We start from the raw sequence: 17,478 nt of genomic DNA, 5'->3' as shown, positions 1-17,478 counted from the left end.
CGTTATTCGCCCGCGCATGCCTTGTCACTGATGGATGAACGTGTGGTTTTCAGGTCTGTGCAGGCGTCAAGGCTTTAGCGCATGACCCCACTGATCACGACCTTGACACGCCGGTTGGGGGCGTTACAGGCAATGTCTTCGGCTTGCGCCAGACGCCCGCAAGTGGCAACAACCAGGGCGTTGGAGCCGCGGCCCTCCGACGTGATGAGGGTCGATTGAAGCCCGTTTTCTTTGAGGTATTCGCGCACGGTTTGTGCCCTCACACTGGCCAAGCGATCATTGACTTGTGCTTCCCCAATCGGGTCTGCATAGCCGAGCACATGAATGCGTTCAATGCTGCTGTAGTTGGCCTTGACGTTGGCAATCAAGTTGTCCAACGCGATGTGCCCCTGTGCCCCCAGCGCTTTGCGGTCAGCACCTGCAAACGCAAACAAAGCGTCAGTACCCAATGTGATGTTTTGCACCGAAACGTTGGCAAGAGCCTTTGGGGCAACTGGGGCTGGTGTTGGTGTTGACTTGGGTGTTGGTGCAACTTCATTGGTGACCGCTGCTTGATCTGCCGTGCTGTTGCACATTTGCACGGGCACGACGCGAGAGAGGGTATGGATTTGCGCTCGACTTGTGATCAGCTCTGCCAGGGCCTCTTGCTCTTTGACTGTCTCAATCACCTGGATGTTTTGGTCCTCGATGACTCGGATGTATTGGTTGTACCCACCTTGCATCTCGACTGCAGTGTTGCTGTCCAGGCTGGTTTTGCTCGGTGCGCCCACCATGACGGCTTTGATCCCAATCGTCCCAACGCCAGGGCTGACGCACAAGCTGGTGTAGGCGTTGCGTGACAGTGTCGCGTGGTACATGCCGTTGAAGTAAACGGTGCTGCCGCCTTTGAAATGGGAAGTCGCTGACCTGTAAAAAATCAAACGGGTTTTCTGCTTGTCCACAGGGCCAGGCATTTCAAACGGGTTCCCCAATTCCAAGGGATGGGTTTTGCTGTCGGCTCGGCTGATGCTGGTCGCAGGTGACATTTGCGCATGCGCCCAAGACACCATCAGCACACCATGAATGACGAACAAAGGGGCTAAAGCAAGATGCAGCACCGAAAATATTGTCGATTTTTTTGGTGTTTTTAATAAATCTTTATTGTTCATTCGTCATTTCTCTGGAAAATTCGAGCGATATCTCGGTGATTTAAATGTTTTTGTGCCTAAAAATAATTTTCTAACTCAACAATGTCGAATTAGTAATTTTTAAGTCATTATTGTCGTAATTCTATTCTTGCATTGCTATTTTTAAATCTAAAGTTACTTTTAATTACAAGATGTGATCAAATGCGATTAAAAAGAAATGAAATTACTAAAATTGGAGGAAGTGATGCAATTTGGAGTAAAAATTTCTTCTTTTCATGGCAATCAACAGCCGTGCGGATGGCAACTGCAAAGGCGAAACAGATTCCGTCAGGTCAAGACAAAGTGCTCTGGATGGACAGCCACCATCAGGTGAAAAGCCGTGAGCTAACTGGCACGGGCGCAGGAATAAGAGAGGCACAAGCAAGTCATGCGGCAGCACAAAAAAGAGCATCCATGAGATGCAGGTCTTGGCAGCAATGGGCTCGTTGATCTGGCCGTGTACGGTGTGCTGGACCTCTTGGAGGTCGGTGGCTGGGTGGCGATATGCCCGGACTTTTGCGGACACATCCGTGGCGATGGAAAAGCGTTGATCCAGGCCAGGGGTGCAGCCATTGAGCGGCTGATTGCGGATGAGGGGCCCGATCAGCTTATTGGTTCTGCCCTTTGACGTTTTCAATGCGCAAAGCTGTTGCAGGGCGGCGGTCAAAGACCCTGACAGGGGCCTGTGCCGCAATCCATCATGTGGGACTCTGCGAGTACCGACCTACGAGATCAATGCAAAAGATGTTGCAGGGCGGCGGTCAAAGACCCCGACATGGGTATGTGCCGCAACCCATCATGTCGGACTCTTCGAGTACCGACCTACGAGATCAATGCAAAAGATGTTGCAGGTCGGCGGTCGAAGACCCCGACAGGGGCTTGTGCACAAAGCCAGCATGTCGGACTCTGCGAGTACCGACCTGCGAAGTGTTCAAAGATGTTGTAGGTCGGCGGTCAAAGACCCCGACATGGGGCCTGTGCCGTAACCCATCATGTCGGAGTCTGCGAGTACCGACCTGCGAGATCAATGCAAAGGCTGTTGTAGGTCGGCGGCTTCAGCCCCGACGTTTCAGACTTTGGCGTGCCCGATCGATAGGTCAAGCGAAGCTTGAAAGGCTTCCCCGTTCAGCCCTTGAGCGCCCGCGCTGGCAGCACCGTGCCCACACACTCGCCAAAGCCAATCCGTGCAGCGCCCGCTTTTTCGCACCAGCCGCGCAGCACCACGCTGTCGCCGTCTTCCAGCCAGGTGCGCTGCTCGCCATTGGGCAGGGCGATCGGGTTCTTGCCGCCCGTGGTCAGCTCAATCAGGGCACCTGCTTGGTCAAGCGTGGGGCCAGAGAGGGTGCCGCTGCCCAGCAGGTCGCCTGGCTGGAGGTTGCAGCCGTTCACTGTGTGGTGCGTGAGCATTTGCGCCACCGTCCAGTAGGCGTGGCGGTAGCTGGTGCGGCAGATGTTGGCGTCGGCCTGGCCGTCTGCACGCATCTTGGGCGTTTGCAGGCCCACCTGCAGCTGGATGTCGAACGCGCCTTCTGCTCGGTTGGCGGGGGAGTCCAGGTAGGCCATGGGCTGCGGGTCGCCCTCGGGCCGGGTGAAGGCCACGCGGTAAGGGGCCAGTGCTTCGAGTGTGACGACCCAGGGCGACACGGTGGAGGCAAAGTTCTTGGCCAGGAAGGGGCCGAGTGGCTGGTATTCCCAGCCTTGAATGTCACGCGCCGACCAGTCGTTGAGCAGACAGATGCCGAACACATGGTCTTCGGCTTCGTTTATGTCCACTGCATCGCCCAGCGCGTTGCCGCTGCCGATGAAGATGCCCAACTCCAGTTCAATGTCCAGTCGCTTGCAGGGGCCGAACGCCGGTTCGGTGGCACCGGGTGGCATGGTCTGGCCCACCGGGCGGCGGAACTGCTGGCCCGACACGCCGATGCTGGACGCGCGGCCGTGGTATCCAATAGGCACCCATTTGTAGTTGGGCAGCAGCGGGTTGTCGGGGCGGAATTGCTTGCCGATGTTGGTCGCGTGGTAGACCGAGGTGTAGAAGTCGGTGTAGTCGCCAATGCGGGCGGGCACGTCGTATTCGGCTTCGGCTTGGGGCACGAGGCAGCTTTGCAGGGTGGCCTGGTCAGCTGATCCTTCACGCAGGGCGCGTGACAGGGCCAGGCGCAGGGCGCTCCATGCCGATGTGCCCAGTGCCATGAGCGCGTTGAGCTTGTCTTGTGCGCCCGCTTGCGCGGCAGCAGCAGCTTCGCCTGTCAGCACGCCTGATTGGGCGAGAGCCGCCAGGTCCAGGATCTGGTCGCCAATGGCCACGCCGCCCCGGAATGTTTCCCCAGAGCCCTTGCGGCGGAACACCGCAAATGGCAGGTTCTGGATCGGGAAGTCGGTACCTGCAGCGTTGGCCGAGGCCACCCAGCTCTGGTGTTTGGGGTCGTGGGTTTCGTTCAGGAAGGTCATGGCAGTTGTTGAGTTGCGCAAGTCGTGTGTGTTCAGGCGTGATCGGAATCGGGCGCGTGAAAGTCTTCAAGAGGCCATGCTGCCATCATGCATCCAGGCGGCGTGTTGGGGCGCGCGCTTGGTTTGGCTCCACTCTTCGAGCATGTCCCACTTCACCTCGTCGAGCTTTTTCATCATCTCGGGCGTGCCGCAGTCGGCGGCCAGCTCCAGGCGGTGGCCGCTCGGGTCAAAGAAATAGATGCTCTTGAAGATGGTGTGGTCAACCGGGCCGAGCACATCGACACCCCCAGCTACCAGCTTGTCTTTGGCCGCCAGCAGTGTTTCCATGGAATCGACTTTCAGCGCCAAGTGCTGCACCCAGGCGGGGGTGTTTTGGTCGCGGTCCATCGGCGGTTGGCTGGGCAGCTCAAAGAATGCCAGCACATTGCCGTGGCCCGCATCCAGAAAGACGTGCATGTAGGGGTCGGGCGCTTTGGTAGAAGGCACTTCGTTTTCGGCGATGGCCAAAACGAATTTCATGTCGAGGTGCTTTTGGTACCACTCGACGGTTTCTTTTGCGTCTTTGCAGCGGTAGGCGACGTGGTGAACGGATTGAACGAGCATGGGTTTCTCCTGGTGAATGGGATGGTGGATCAGAGGTCTTGCAGGGCAGCAGTGATCTGCTGCTGGAACAGGGTTTCGTCGGCCAGGGCGTTGGCGTTGAGCAGCGCGAGTTTGACGAGGAACAACTGCGCCTTGTCAGCGCCCGCTTGGTCAATGGCCGTGGCCAGTGCGTCGTAGACGGTTTCGAGGCCGCCGATGGTGAGTGCTGAGTTAGTCATGTGTTTGTCCTTATTGTTCAGGCCTGCTGAAGGCTGTCATGGGCATGAAGGGAAATTCTTTGTAGGAGCCAGCCCTGCTGGCGATGTGCGCTTGTGGGCCGCTGGCTTTTCGCTAGCAGGGCAAGCACCTGCAACATCAGCTCCAATGCATCCCCGTGCAGCAAAATGCTTCAGCATCGTTGGGGTTTTATTCTGCTGAGGTCTGCGATGGGTGTGAATGCATATTCATTGTAGGAGCCAGCCCTGCTGGCGATGGACGCGCGCGGACCGCGAGTCATCGCTTGCAGGGCAAGCTCCTACAGGCTCAGACCTCATGAATTTCTTTGCTTCATCCAGTGTGAACATTGTTTGTCCTTATTGACCTCGCGGCAAGGCGGTGGTCAGTGCGGCTTGCAGGCGTGTGGCGTCGAGGGTGATCCAGCGCGCACAAACGTGCTGGTCGGGGCGCAGCAAATACGCGCCGCCGTTGGCAGGCACACCGTAGCGCTGGCGCAGGTGGCCATCGGCGTCGGGCAAGTACTGGTCGGCCCCGGCCACAGCTTGGGCCGCACCCACGGCGGTCACCGTGAGGGGTATGCCTGTTGCACGCGCTGCGCTGATCACTTGTTGCAGTGCCTCGGGCAATGCGGTATCGGTGAAATACAGCAGGTCGAAGCCGCCGCCCAGGTGGTCGAGCAGAAAGTCGTTCGCAGCCAAACGCACGTTTTGCGGCGGTGCGCCGTGCGCCGGGCCGCTCTTGAACAGGCCGTTGTCGTCACCCATGCTGTTGAGCTGGGAGTGGGTGTACTCGTGGGGCCGCGAGGTGCGCCAGTGGTAAAGCGGTCTCACGAACGCTTGCGTGAGCGAGAGCGACAAGACCGCGTCGCGCAGCAACCTGAAACCGGGGCTGGGTGGGGCCATGAAGCGGGTGCTTTTGCCCGCTTCGGTGATGATCTCGCGGGCTGCGCCCACGCGCTCGGCGCTGTGGTTGGCCAGCAGCTTTGTGCTTGCCAGGCCCTTGACGACAAAGGCCAGATGCCAGCCCAGCGACTGCGCATCCTGGAAAGCGGTGTTGGCTCCGCGCACACCAAAGATGGGCAGCAGGTGCGCCGCATCGCCCGTGAAGATCACGCTGCCGTGCACAAAGTCAGGCAAGGTGAGCGTGCGCGCCGAATAGACCGAAGACCAGTCCATCTCCCAATTGAGCCCTGCGTGGCCGATCATCGCCAGTTGCGCGTCGATGCGGGCCTTGAGCGATTCGGGGCGCAGTGCTTCTTCGGGCGTTTCGCCCGGGGGCAGCTGGTAGTCCACGCGCCAGATGCCATGGGGTTCGCGGTGCATCAAGATGGTGTTGCCGGGGTTCCACTCGGGGTCAAAAAAGGCCAGGCGCTCGGTGGGGTAAGGCAGGTCGATTTGGATGTCGGCGATCACGAAAAAGCCTTCGTAAGACGCGCCTTCCATCTGCAGGTTCATGGCGCTGCGCAGACCTGAGCGGCCCCCGTCGGCGGCCACCACCCAGTCGCTCTCCAGTGTGTAGGGGCCTTCGGGGGTGTCGACTTCCAGCACGGCAAAGCCGTCCATCTGGTCAATTTTTTCCAGCTTGTTGCCCCAACGGAAGTCGATCAGCGGATTCGCTTGGCAAGCATCGTGCAGGTACTCCTCCATGAACTGCTGCTGCACATTGATGATCGGGAAAAACCGGTCATCGGGGTCGTGCGGCGCTTCCATGCGGAACACGCGCTGGCCCCGGTAATAAGAGTTGCCAAAGCGCCAAGGCAGGCCGCCCGCCGTCATGCGGTCGGCCACGCCGACTTGCTGCAGGATTTCCATCGAGCGGCGGGTGAAGCAAATCGCCCGGCTGCCTTGCGAGAGCTGCAACTCGGCTGACAACACCACGCTGGGCACGCCGTGACGGGCCAGCTCCAGCGCAGTGACCATGCCGGCGGGGCCTGCGCCGACGATCACGACCTTTTGGCGGTCTTGTGCGGGGTGTGCCGAGGGCAACCAGGGCTTGAAGACCTGGTAGTTGTAATAGAGCGAAGGGCGGGCTTCGGTGCTGGGGGTGTGCATGTTTTTTGTGGTGTAGCGGTCAGCGGGGGCGGGCGTTCGAAGCAGAGCCTGGGCTGTTGTCATTCGCAACGCCCGGACGGGAGTCCGTCAAGACGCCCGGACGTGAGTCCGTCGCAACGCCCGGACGGGAGTCCGTCGCAACGCCCGGGCGGGCGTGGGCAATCAGCCGGTCCAACATGGCGCTCAAGGTGGCTTGTTCTTTGGTGCTCAGGCAGCCAAAAATTTGTTCGTTGCGCTGGTGCACCATGTCCATGGCGCTCTTGAACACCTGGCTTCCGGCAGGTGTCAGGGTCAGCACCACGCCCCGGCCATCACCCGGGTGATCTTCTTTGAGCACCAGGCCTTGGTCCACCAGCGCTTGCGCTCCTCGGCTGGCCTGGCCTTTGTTCAGGTTGGCTTTTTCGGCCAGTTCCTTGACCGATAAAGGCTCGAAGGTGCCAATGGTTGTCAGGCAGCGCCCGTCGCTCATCGACAAACCGGTGCGCTCAGGATAGACCGCCTGGCTGTCCGCATCGGTCAGCTTGTGCAGTTGGTGCAGACGGTAGGTCAGCGTGCGATCGAGAGGTGTGGACATGCGTGGGGGCGGTGATATATGTGCCCGAATTTTAGGTGAAACTGGTTGCGTTCGCAACTAAGTAGAAACACCGATGGTTGTGCATGCAACCAAATTTCCCTTTGTAGGTCGGTGGCTTCAGCCCCGACAAGTGCTTGTGGTCCACCGTGTCGGGGCTGAAGACACCGACCTACAAAACCCGAGACTTGATCGAAAATAAACTTGTTTACACGCTGAATCCGTGGCTCAATGACTCCAAAAAATCAGGGAGGGGGCAGCCATGCAATACCGTCGATCAGACATGCCGGGTGGGGCGTACTTTTTCACCGTGGTGACCCACGATCGTCGGCCTTGGCTCCATGAACCCTTGTGCATCAAAGTATTAGGTGACGTGATGCGGCATGTCCGCACACAAAGGCCCTTTGAAACTTTGGCGATGGTTGTTATGCCGGACCACCTGCATGCCATCTGGCGCTTGCCATCAGAAGACGCTGATTTTTCCACCCGCTGGATGCTTATCAAACAAGGCGTGGTGCACCGTCTGCGTGGACGCACGGGCGTTGCGACTTTGTGGCAATCCAGGTTTTGGGAACACGCCTTGCGCGATGACCACGATGTGGAGCAGCACGCGCATTACATCCACTTCAACCCCGTCAAACACGGCCTGGTGCAACAGGCGGTCGACTGGCCGCACAGCACCTTTCATCGGTATGTGAAAAACGGGGTTTATCCCGCTGATTGGGGCACCGCACCGGGGGTGTTGTCTGGTGTCAGAGAGTGACGATTGGGTAGTTCAGCGGCTTCAGCCCCGACAAACGTGTGTGGTCCACTTTGTCGGGGCTGAAGCCACCGACCTACGTGAGCCCCACGCCCCGCAGGTCGGCACTCGCAGAGTCCGACGAGGCCATCGGCGGCGTTGACGTGCGGGATTTGCCAAGGCAGTAAGCCGGGGCTACAGCCGCCGACCTGCACAACCGAGCAGTTAAAACCGTTCCAGCTCCGGGTGCTTGATAGCACCCGCCCGCACCAGCATGCGGCCGTATTCGGCGCAGCGGTTCAGGGTCGGGATGACCTTGCCGGGGTTGAGCAGGCCTTGCGGGTCAAAGGCGCGTTTGACGGCGAACATCTGCTCGTTTTCTTCCGGACTGAACTGCACGCACATGCTGTTCACTTTCTCGATGCCCACGCCGTGCTCGCCCGTGACGGTGCCGCCCATGGCCACGCTGGTTTCCAGGATGTCAGCGCCAAACAGCTCGCAGCGGCGCAGCTGGTCGGCGTCGTTCGCGTCGAACAGGATCAGCGGGTGCAGGTTGCCGTCGCCTGCATGGAACACGTTCAGGCAGCGCAGCGCGTACTTGGTTTCCATGTCTGAAATGGCTTGCAGGATGTCGGCCAGGCGCTTGCGCGGTATGGTCGAGTCCATGCACATGTAGTCGGGGCTGATGCGGCCTGATGCGGGGAATGCGTTTTTACGGCCGCTCCAGAATTTCATGCGCTGGGCTTCGTCGCGGCTCACAGTGATGGCGGTCGCGCCGCAGCCGCGTAGCACATCGCTCATGCGGCCGATTTCTTCTTCGACCTCTTCGGGCGTGCCGTCGCTCTCGCACAGCAAAATGGCCGCTGCGCTCAGGTCGTAGCCTGCGTGCACAAAGTCTTCCACCGCAATCGTCATGGGGCCGTCCATCATCTCGAGCCCCGCCGGGATGATGCCCGCCGCAATCACGGCTGCCACGGCATCGCCCGCTTTGCGCACGTCGTCAAAGCTGGCCATGATGCAGCGGGCCAGTTGTGGCTTGGGCACCAGCTTGACGGTGACTTCAGTCGTCACGGCCAGCATGCCTTCGCTGCCCACCAGCACGGCCAGCAGGTCGTAGCCCGATGTGTCGAGCGCGTCGCTGCCAAATTCAATGGGGTCACCCTCGATGGTGAAGCCACGCACTTTGAGCACGTTGTGCACCGTGAGGCCGTATTTGAGGCAGTGCACCCCGCCCGAGTTTTCGGCAACGTTGCCGCCAATGGTGCAGGCGATTTGGCTCGACGGGTCGGGCGCGTAATACAGGCCGTAGGGCGCGGCCGCCTCGCTGATGGCCAGGTTGCGCACGCCGCACTGCACCACGGCGGTGCGGCTCACAGGGTCGACGGTTTTGATCTGGTTGAACCGGGCCATCGACAGCGTCACGCCCATGCGGTGCGGCATGGCACCGCCCGACAGGCCCGTGCCCGCGCCGCGTGCCACCACCGGCACCGCCAAGGCGTGGCAGGCTTTGAGCACGGCCTGCACCTGCGATTCGGTCTCAGGCAGGCAGACGACCAAAGGCCGCTCGCGGTAAGCGGTCAGGCCGTCGCACTCGTAGGGCGTGGTGTCTTCGGGGGTGAAAAGGATGGCGTCGGTTGGCAGCACCCGGCCCAAGGCCTGCACCACAGCGCGTTGGCGCTCGGCACGTTCGGTGGCGGTCAGTTCGCGGGTTTCGGCGGGGGTATTGGCACTCATGACATTCAAAACATTGAAAGTAAGGCTTAACTGTAAGCGCAAGGCTGAACTGCAGGGATGAAGAATCTTTGATGGGCTTGTGAATTTAGCCCTGCCGAAAACTTCGTGAACAAGGGGATGGCTCTGCAAGTCGGCGGTCGAAGACCCCGACAGGGGCCTCTGCCGAAACCCATCATGTCGGACTCTGCGAGTACCGACCTACGAGACGGCGGTGACTTGTAGGTCGGCGGTCAAAGATCCCGACGCGGGCGTGTGCCGAAACCCATAACGTCGGACTCTGCGAGTGCCGAGAGATGGCGGTGATTTGTAGGTCGGCGGTCGAAGACCCCGACATGGGGCCTGCGCCGGAGCCAGCAAGGTTGGGGCGCTCAAGCCAGCACGCTTTTGAGCCAATCGGCGAAGGTGGCGCATTCCCAGCGTTCCATGGTGCCGGTGCGCCAGCACAGGTAGTGGGCGTGCGGACTGGGCACGCTGCGGTCAAACAGCCGCACGAGTTGCCCGCTTTCAAGCCAAGGGGCACCCAGTTTGGTGCGGATCAGGCCCACGCCCAGGCCTTGGGCGGCGGCGTCGCACATCAGGCCGATGTCGTTGAAAGACGAGCCGTCGACGGGCTCCGGCCAGTCGAGGTCATGTGCCGCGAACCAGGTACGCCAAGGCTCCAAGGGGCTGCGCAAAAGGGGCTGACCTTGCAGATCTTCTGCGCTGCTGAACGGACCGTTTTCCCGCAGCCAGGCAGGCGAGGCCAGGGGCGTCACGTCGTCCTTGGCCAGACACACATGCTCTACATCTGAATAGCGTCCAGTGCCAAAACGCACCGTCAAATCGGCGTCTTCGGCCACCACGTCGAGCAGGGGAATGCTCACTTGCAGCGTGATGTCGATCTCGGGATAAGCATCTAAAAAGTGTTTGAGCCGCGGCATCAGCACCGAGCGCGCAAAGGTGGGCGTGACCGCCAGCCGCAGTTTGCGCCGGCCGGGCGTGTTGCTGGCGCTGGGAAAGCGCTGCAGCGACACCAGGCCCTCGCGCACATGGGCCAGGTATTCGTTGCCTTCGGTGGTGAGTGAAAAATCGGCACGGCCAAACAACTTGGTGCCGATGATTTGTTCCAACTGCTTGACCCGGTGGCTCACCGCGCTGGGCGTCACGCACAGCTCTTCAGCCGCCTGCGTCACGCTGCGCAAACGTGCAAGCGCCTCAAAGGTCAGCAGGCACTGGATGGGGGGGATGCGCGATGCGTTGCTCATGACGTGATCCGTTGGGGACAGCGCTGAAGATCTGTCGCGCAAGATTGTTTATTTGAAAATCACGGTTTTATGGCCGTTCAGCAGCACGCGGTGTTCGCTGTGCCATTTGACGGCGCGTGCCAGCACCTGGCTTTCGGTGTCACGTCCTTGGGCCGTGAGGTCTTCCACCGTTTTGCTGTGGTCCACGCGGGCCACATCTTGTTCGATGATCGGGCCTTCGTCCAGATCGGCTGTCACGTAGTGGGCAGTCGCCCCGATCAATTTCACGCCCCGCTCGTGCGCCTGGTAGTAAGGCTTGGCCCCCTTGAAGCTGGGCAAAAACGAGTGGTGAATGTTGATGGCACGACCGGCCAGTTTGCGGCACAGGTCGTCCGAGAGGATTTGCATGTAGCGCGCCAGCACGACCAACTCGGCGCCCTCTGCCTGGATGATCTCGTACTGCTTGGCTTCAGCCTGTTGTTTGGTGGCGGCGGTCACCGGGATGTGGTGAAAGGGCACGTTGTAGCTGGCCGCCAGTTGGTAGAACTCGCGGTGGTTGCTCACGATGGCGCGAATGTCCAATGGCAACAGGCCACTCTTCCAGCGGAACAGCAGGTCGTTCAGGCAGTGACCTTCCTTGCTGACCATGATCACGGTGCGCATGGGCTGGGCGGTGGCGTGCAGGTCCCACTTCATGGCGAAGGTTTGGGCAAACTCACCCCACTGCGCATTCAGCGCCGCGCCGTCTGCCTGAACACAGGCGAATTGCACCCGCATGAAAAACAGTCCCGTGTCATGGTCGTTGTACTGGGCCGCTTCTTCGATATTGCCCCCGCGCTCCAGCAAAAAACCCGACACGGCATGCACGATGCCGGTGCGGTCTGGGCAGGAGAGGGTCAGGATGTAGGTGGTGGTCATGGATGGAAAGGTACTTACAAGGCTTGAGCAGGTGACAGGTCATTCCGTAGCAATGGTTGGCTCTGCAGCTTGTACTTATTGTAGGGACCAGAGCATGCAGTGGTTTCAAGCGCCAGACGGCAGGCGGAAGAAAAGTTGATGGTGTGACTCGCTAAAGCGTGTTTCTGAAATTATTTTTGTTAATAATATGTATACTTTTAGATCATTTTTTTGTCATGAAACGCATAGCCCAACTTTTAATCACCCTCGGTACTTTTTTCTTGATGACAGCCTGTGGCGGGGGTGGAAGCAGTGACTCTTACACCGCAAACATCAGCGTGGGATCAACAAGCCATGTGTGTAAATCCGAAGTCGCAGCCAACCTCTGCAAAGCAGGGGATTGTTCGCAGTGTCAATGCTTGAGCGGATGTCCCGCCGCCCCAGGCGAAGCGATCACTCTGTCGTGCCTTTTCTATAATGACATTGCGCGTGTGCCATCGACAGGTTGCACATTGGCCACGACGCCGGTGCGCACGCTGGCTTGTTCAGGTACAAAATTGTTTATTCTGGATGGTCAAGGCTACACGCGAACGGACGTTTTGCAGGGCACTTCATTCAACGGTCCTCAACCTTATGAACTGTTCGGATTTAAGTTCAACTGCGGTGCTTGAGCAGAAGTAGGCTTTGTCCTATTGACAGGCATATTGGGGTACCAATCACCCCATCGCGTGGCATTCTCCCAAACCTGTCCTCAAGGCCACCGCCTCACTGCAAGCCTTGGGCCATGTGCGTCTGGAGGCGGTGATGTCCGACAGGGTGCACGCGGCCACATCCACTGGCTGGAATAGGACCTGGTGGGGCAAAACAACCACTTGGACCACTTACCACGACCGTGCCTGGCGCAACGTCAACCCCGTGAGCGTCAATGCCCGCAACATCGAGATCAAAGCGGGCAATAACGTTGAGACCTACGCCAGCAGGCTCAATGCCAGCAACAACCTCAAGATCGAAGCCGGTGACCAGGCCCTGTACTACGCCGTCAAGAACGAAACCGACCACAATGACACCACGTTCAAGAAAAGCAGCTGGATCGGCATCCGCTTAAACAAATCCACCGAGCACAACACCACGCGCATCAGCACGCCCATGGTGACCAACTTGTATGCCAGAAACGGCAACCTGACCAGCTGGTCTGGTGGTGACCAGCTGTATCAAGGCACCATTGCCAACTACTACAGCCGCGACATCCAAGCCGGTGTCGGAGAAAAAGCCCGCGCCGACGCCCGCATCATTTTGGAAGGCGTCAAAACCAGCGTCTTCCACCAGCGCACCAAAGAGTCCAACTACGTCGTCTGGCAAAAGCAGATCAACCAAGGCAGCCACACCGAAACGCTGACCCTGCCCAGCTTCACCGGCACCGTGAACACGCCCTTCAAAGCCCCCGGCGGCATCACCGTGCAGATTCCAGAAGGCGACTTCAGGAGTCAGATCGCCACGCTTAGCGCCCAGCCGGGCATGGCTTACTTGAACGAGCTGGCAGCGCGCAGCGACGTGAACTGGCAGCCGGTGAAGCTGGCGCATGACAAGTGGGACTACAAGCAAGAGGGCTTGACGCCTGCGGGGGCGGCTTTGCTCAGCGTGGCTGTGGCATGGGCCACAGGAGGCATGGGCGCCAACTTGCTGGGCACCACGGGTGCAACGACCAGCGCATTGACCAATGCAGCCTTTGCCAGCTTGGCCGCACAGGCGAGCATCAGGCTGATCAATGGCTATTGAACCGGCTCCCAGAAGTATTCATTGGTCAAAGTGCTTGTAGGTCGGTGGCTTTAGCCCAGACTTTGCGGGCTTCGGCGCATGGCGCATGTCGGTGCTGAAGCCACAGATGTACGGTGTGAGATTTTCATCTCGTAGGTCGGTACTTACAGAGTCCGACATGATGGGTTTGGGCACAGGCCCAAGTCGGGGTCTTCGACCGCCGACCTACAACATCTTTGAGCATTGAACACTTCACAGGCTCGAATCAATCATGTCGCTTAAGCGCTGCTCACTGACGGTGCGCCATTTAAACTGCTTGGCTGAACTGATTTGAAGGAGTTTTGCCATGGCCCACACCGACCTGAACATGGACAACCAGTGGTTGCCCTTTACCCCCAACCGCACTTTCCGCCAGGACCCCCGCGTGTTCGTGGGCGCAGAGGGCATGCACTTCACCACGCACGATGGCAAGAAAGTGATCGACGGCATCTCGAGCCTGTGGTGTGTGGGCGCGGGCCACAACCGCCGCCCGATCAACGAAGCCATCAAAAATCAGCTGGACACGCTGGACTACGCCACGGCCTTTCAGGCCAGTAACGACAAGGCTTTCAAGGCGGCGCAGATGATTGCCGACATGGCACCGGGTGACTTGAACAAGGTGCTGTTTTGCAACTCGGGGTCAGAAGCGGCCGACACCGCTTTGAAAGTGGCCCTGGCCTACCACCGCGCCCGGGGCGAAGGCCACCGCACGGTGTTCATTGGCCGCGAAAAGGGTTACCACGGCGTCAACTTTGGCGGCATGAGCGTGGGCGGCCTGCCGGCCAACCGCAAGGCATTCGGTGCGCAACTGCTGCCCCGGGTTGACCACATGCGTTTCATCCACGACCCGGTGAACCACGCCTACATCCACCACGAGGAACCGGTGTGGGCCGAAGACCCGCTGCTGGAGTTGGAAAACCGCATCCTGGTGCTGCATGACCCCAGCAACATCGCCGCCGTGATCGTCGAGCCAATCGCGGGCAGTGCGGGTTGGTACATCCCGCCCCAAGGCTATGTGAAGCGCCTGCGCGAGATTTGCGACAAGCATGGAATCTTGCTGATTTTTGACGAGGTCATCACCGGCTTTGGCCGTCTGGGCGTGAACTTTGCGTCCGACTACTATGGCGTGGTGCCCGACATGTTGAACTTTGCCAAGGCGGTGACGAACGGCGTGATCCCGCTGGGCGGCGTGATCTGCCGTGACTTCATCTACGACGCGATGATGAATGCCAATTCGCCGCAGCATGCCATCGAGTTCTTCCACGGCTACACCTATTCCGGCCATCCGGTGGCTTGCGCAGCCGCGATTGCCACGCTCGATTTGATGAAGGAAGAAAACCTGTTTGCCCGTGCGGGGCAACAGGGCCGGGTGCTGGGCGACGCCATGCACAGCGCCTTCAAGGGGCTGCCCAATGTCATCAGCATCCGCACGCTGGGCTTGGCCGGGGCGGTGGAGCTGGCCAGCATCCCGGGCACGCCTGGCAAACGGGCCTATGACATCTTCATGGATTGTTTCCACAAAGGTGTTTGGGTGCGCCCTGCTGGCGAGAACATCGTCATTTGCCCGCCCTACATCGTGGAAGACGCGCACATCGACCAGATCGTGCAGACGGTGGCCGACAGCATTCGTCGGCATGCCTGAGTAGGATTCAGCAGCTCGCAGGGACCGCGCTAACGCTGCCCTGCAATTCCAGCCACTGCCCCGTAGGTCGGTACTCGCAGAGTCCGACGTTGGCTTGTCCTGCACATGCGGCCGATGTGGGCCTTGCCGGTCCATCACACAGTTGTCGGGGTCTTCGACCGCCGACCTACGGGGGCGGATCACTGCAGGTCTTCATCGGTACTCGCAGAGTCCGACGTTGGCAGCCAGACGCATGCGATCGATGCAGGCTTTGTCGTTCGATCACACAGTTGTCGAGGTCTTCGACCGCCGACCTACAGGGAGCGGCTCACTGTAAGTTTTCGTAGGTCGGTACTCGCAGAGTCCGACGTTGGCTTGTCCTGCACATGTGGCCGATGTGGGCTTTGTCGTTCGATCACACAGTTGCGGCCGTTTTCAAGCTAGTTGTCGCATTTATTTTGGTGGTTCAGGCTGGTTTTCGTAAGTTTTTGTTCTCCGTGGGTTTAGGGGTATGGGGATTGAGGTGGACTTCGTTGACCGGGTGCCAATTGCGTGCAGTTGCGGACCATCGGTTCGGATTGGCCTGTCGTGCAGCAGCGTAAACATCCTCGCGCTTTGCAAGCATTGGCCCGTCAAGCCCTGCGTGGCGCTGAGTTGGGGTTACAAAACGAATGGCGCTGTGCCTGTGCTCGGTGTTGTACCAATGGACCAAATCTGTCACCCAGCGGCGCGCATGCAAGATGTCGGTAAAGGGCCCCAGAGGTAGCTGCGGGCGGAACTTGAGAGTTCGGAACAGCGATTCCGAGTAGGGGTTGTCATTGCTGACTGAGGGCCGACTGCGCGAAGGCGTGATACCCAAGCGCCACATTGTCGCCAGCATGGTCTCACCCTTCATCGGCGAGCCATTGTCTGAATGCACCGTGAGCTGCCCTTCGGGAATGCATTGGCGCTCGCAGATATCACGAAGCAAATCGGCGGCCAGCTGTGCGCTCTCACAATCAAATACCTGCCAGCCGACAATTTTTCGGCTGAAGATATCCACAAAAAGGTAGAGGTAGAAATGCATTCCTCGCACCTGAGTGGGCAAATAGGTAATGTCCCAACAATAGACTTGATCGGGCTCGGTAGCGACCAATGCGCGCGGCTTGCTCACCTTGCGCGGCACACGCTCCAGGCGGCGATGGCCCATCTGCTGGGCGCAATGGAGCAGTCGGTACATCGTCGATTCACTGCACACGTACTTGCCCTGGTCGGCCAAGCGAGGCACGATTTGGCTGGGTGGCAAATCTTTGAACTCCTCGCTGTTAAGCACGCTCATCGCGGCCTCTCGCTCAGCTTGACTGAGCTGGTTTGGCGGCACGCTGTGCGCACGTAGCTTGCTGACACGCCGGTCTCCTTCGTGCCCACTAGGGTGTACCCAGCGCTGCAAGGTGCGAACGCTCATGCCAATTTGGGCGCAGGCCTGTTGAGCGCGGGCACCATCAGCGATAGCCTGCTCGATCAATGGCAAAAGGATTTGGCGCTGTAGGGTGGAGTTCATCATGCCTCGTCCGCCCACAGCGCCTGGAATTTTTTTTGCAATATCAGCAGTGCTGCAGCCTCCGCTAAAGCTTTGTCCTTGCGACGCAATTGCCGCTCCAGCTGATCGTGTTTGCCCTGCAGCTCTCGCATGGCACCCAGATTTTGCTTGGCGCTGGGCTCGCTCATTGCACAAAAGGCATCACGCCAAGTCTGCAGCTGGTGTGCGTACAGCCCCTTGTGGCGGCACCAAGCATGCAGATCATCACCCACGAGCAGATGGCTTTCGTTAAGCGCTTGAAGGCGTTCGCGGGGGGCCCAAGCTTGGGCAGAAAGTTCGCCGTGCAAAGGGTGGGCTACATGGGGCCCCCCCCTTGCAGCTTTGGCGGCATCTCGGCGCCAACCCTTCAAGGTTGTCAGAGGAACATTCAGTTCAACTGCAACGCTGACCAGAGTTTGATCGCCGCGCTCGCGAGCCTTACGCAATGATTGTTCAATAAATTCAGTGGGATACGGAGCATGTTTCATTATTTATCGCCTCAGCGGAGAGTCCGCTTGGAAAAAGAAGAGAGACGACAACTAGTCTGACACAGGGGGGAACTGCCATTTGACCAAAAAATGGCCTGGAGCAACGCGGTCTCGTCGGTTGACAATTTGTCCCAATGTCCCACTGTTCGTCTCCTTTTTTTATGTGAACACCTGTCGTATGACTCAGGGTTGTGGTGAATCGTAGGGGTGATACTTTGGCCATACAAGTTCAAACTTAGACCAAATTCAGGTCAAAGACACGAAGTAGAGAGCGAGCTAAATGCCCTACCAGCCCGCCAAAAGATGGTTTACTTTTGAAGTTGACGTAAGCATCAATTCCACTATTTGCGAGTCACTTAAGTCCGA

At 59.1% G+C, this 17,478-nt stretch carries 15 protein-coding genes; 3 read left to right on the top strand and 12 right to left on the bottom strand.

The window, feature by feature from the left end; translation table 11 throughout:
* Window positions 1–74: 74 nt before the first annotated feature.
* From H663_RS21620 to H663_RS21590, 7 genes are all read right to left on the bottom strand, one after another.
* On the bottom strand, window positions 75–1,073 hold the full coding sequence (locus H663_RS21620; protein WP_053172675.1) for an OmpA family protein: 999 nt from the start codon (window positions 1,071–1,073) through the stop codon (window positions 75–77).
* A gap of 280 nt (window positions 1,074–1,353) precedes the next feature.
* The gene (locus H663_RS21615; protein ID WP_133239940.1) at window positions 1,354–1,833 is read right to left on the bottom strand and encodes a hypothetical protein; all 480 of its coding nucleotides are present in this window, start codon (window positions 1,831–1,833) and stop codon (window positions 1,354–1,356) included.
* A 458-nt stretch (window positions 1,834–2,291) separates the two neighbouring features.
* Entirely contained in the window at window positions 2,292–3,617 is a 1,326-nt protein-coding gene (gene fahA / locus H663_RS21610) for a fumarylacetoacetase (protein WP_053172672.1), read from the bottom strand.
* Between the two features lie 66 nt (window positions 3,618–3,683).
* The gene (locus H663_RS21605; RefSeq protein WP_053172670.1) at window positions 3,684–4,220 is read right to left on the bottom strand and encodes a VOC family protein; all 537 of its coding nucleotides are present in this window, start codon (window positions 4,218–4,220) and stop codon (window positions 3,684–3,686) included.
* A gap of 29 nt (window positions 4,221–4,249) precedes the next feature.
* Window positions 4,250–4,438 carry a hypothetical protein gene (locus H663_RS21600; protein ID WP_053172668.1) on the bottom strand — a complete coding sequence of 63 codons (189 nt, stop codon included), beginning with the start codon at window positions 4,436–4,438 and terminating at the stop codon, window positions 4,250–4,252.
* Window positions 4,439–4,792: 354 nt separating this feature from the next.
* Window positions 4,793–6,487, bottom strand: coding sequence for an FAD-dependent monooxygenase (locus tag H663_RS21595; protein WP_053173581.1), 1,695 nt, complete (start codon window positions 6,485–6,487; stop codon window positions 4,793–4,795).
* Between the two features lie 19 nt (window positions 6,488–6,506).
* A complete protein-coding gene (locus H663_RS21590; protein WP_083451223.1) occupies window positions 6,507–7,079 on the bottom strand; it encodes a MarR family winged helix-turn-helix transcriptional regulator in 573 nt (190 codons plus the stop codon).
* Between the two features lie 241 nt (window positions 7,080–7,320).
* Between H663_RS21590 and H663_RS21585 the strand changes: the two genes are divergently transcribed.
* Complete coding sequence (locus H663_RS21585; protein WP_053172667.1) at window positions 7,321–7,821, top strand: REP-associated tyrosine transposase; 501 nt, start codon at window positions 7,321–7,323, stop codon at window positions 7,819–7,821.
* Between the two features lie 201 nt (window positions 7,822–8,022).
* Here the strand turns inward: H663_RS21585 and H663_RS21580 are convergent, their stop codons facing one another.
* From H663_RS21580 to purU, 3 genes are all read right to left on the bottom strand, one after another.
* The gene (locus H663_RS21580) at window positions 8,023–9,531 is read right to left on the bottom strand and encodes an FAD-linked oxidase C-terminal domain-containing protein (protein ID WP_053172666.1); all 1,509 of its coding nucleotides are present in this window, start codon (window positions 9,529–9,531) and stop codon (window positions 8,023–8,025) included.
* 368 nt (window positions 9,532–9,899) lie between these two features.
* Complete coding sequence (locus H663_RS21575; RefSeq protein ID WP_053172665.1) at window positions 9,900–10,775, bottom strand: LysR substrate-binding domain-containing protein; 876 nt, start codon at window positions 10,773–10,775, stop codon at window positions 9,900–9,902.
* Window positions 10,776–10,823: 48 nt separating this feature from the next.
* Window positions 10,824–11,672, bottom strand: coding sequence for a formyltetrahydrofolate deformylase (gene purU / locus H663_RS21570; RefSeq protein WP_053172664.1), 849 nt, complete (start codon window positions 11,670–11,672; stop codon window positions 10,824–10,826).
* Window positions 11,673–12,455: 783 nt separating this feature from the next.
* Between purU and H663_RS21565 the strand changes: the two genes are divergently transcribed.
* Both H663_RS21565 and aptA read left to right on the top strand, forming a co-directional pair.
* Window positions 12,456–13,427: an S-layer family protein gene (locus H663_RS21565; protein WP_133239938.1), complete on the top strand. Its 972-nt coding sequence runs from the start codon at window positions 12,456–12,458 to the stop codon at window positions 13,425–13,427.
* Window positions 13,428–13,752: 325 nt separating this feature from the next.
* Window positions 13,753–15,087: an omega-aminotransferase AptA gene (aptA, locus tag H663_RS21560; protein ID WP_053172660.1), complete on the top strand. Its 1,335-nt coding sequence runs from the start codon at window positions 13,753–13,755 to the stop codon at window positions 15,085–15,087.
* A gap of 445 nt (window positions 15,088–15,532) precedes the next feature.
* On the opposite strand, the gene H663_RS21555 is transcribed toward aptA, so the two are convergent.
* Both H663_RS21555 and H663_RS41215 read right to left on the bottom strand, forming a co-directional pair.
* Complete coding sequence (locus H663_RS21555; protein ID WP_116695774.1) at window positions 15,533–16,609, bottom strand: IS3 family transposase; 1,077 nt, start codon at window positions 16,607–16,609, stop codon at window positions 15,533–15,535.
* The gene (locus H663_RS41215; protein ID WP_133239937.1) at window positions 16,606–17,112 is read right to left on the bottom strand and encodes a transposase; all 507 of its coding nucleotides are present in this window, start codon (window positions 17,110–17,112) and stop codon (window positions 16,606–16,608) included. Before H663_RS41215 ends, H663_RS21555 begins: the two co-directional genes overlap by 4 nt.
* Window positions 17,113–17,478 lie beyond the last annotated feature (366 nt).

Source organism: Limnohabitans planktonicus II-D5, assembly GCF_001270065.2.
GTDB classification, from domain to species: Bacteria; Pseudomonadota; Gammaproteobacteria; order Burkholderiales; family Burkholderiaceae_C; genus Limnohabitans_A; species Limnohabitans_A planktonicus.
Note: the sequence above shows the minus strand (reverse complement) of the source record. Positions and strands in the feature narration are given on the sequence as shown.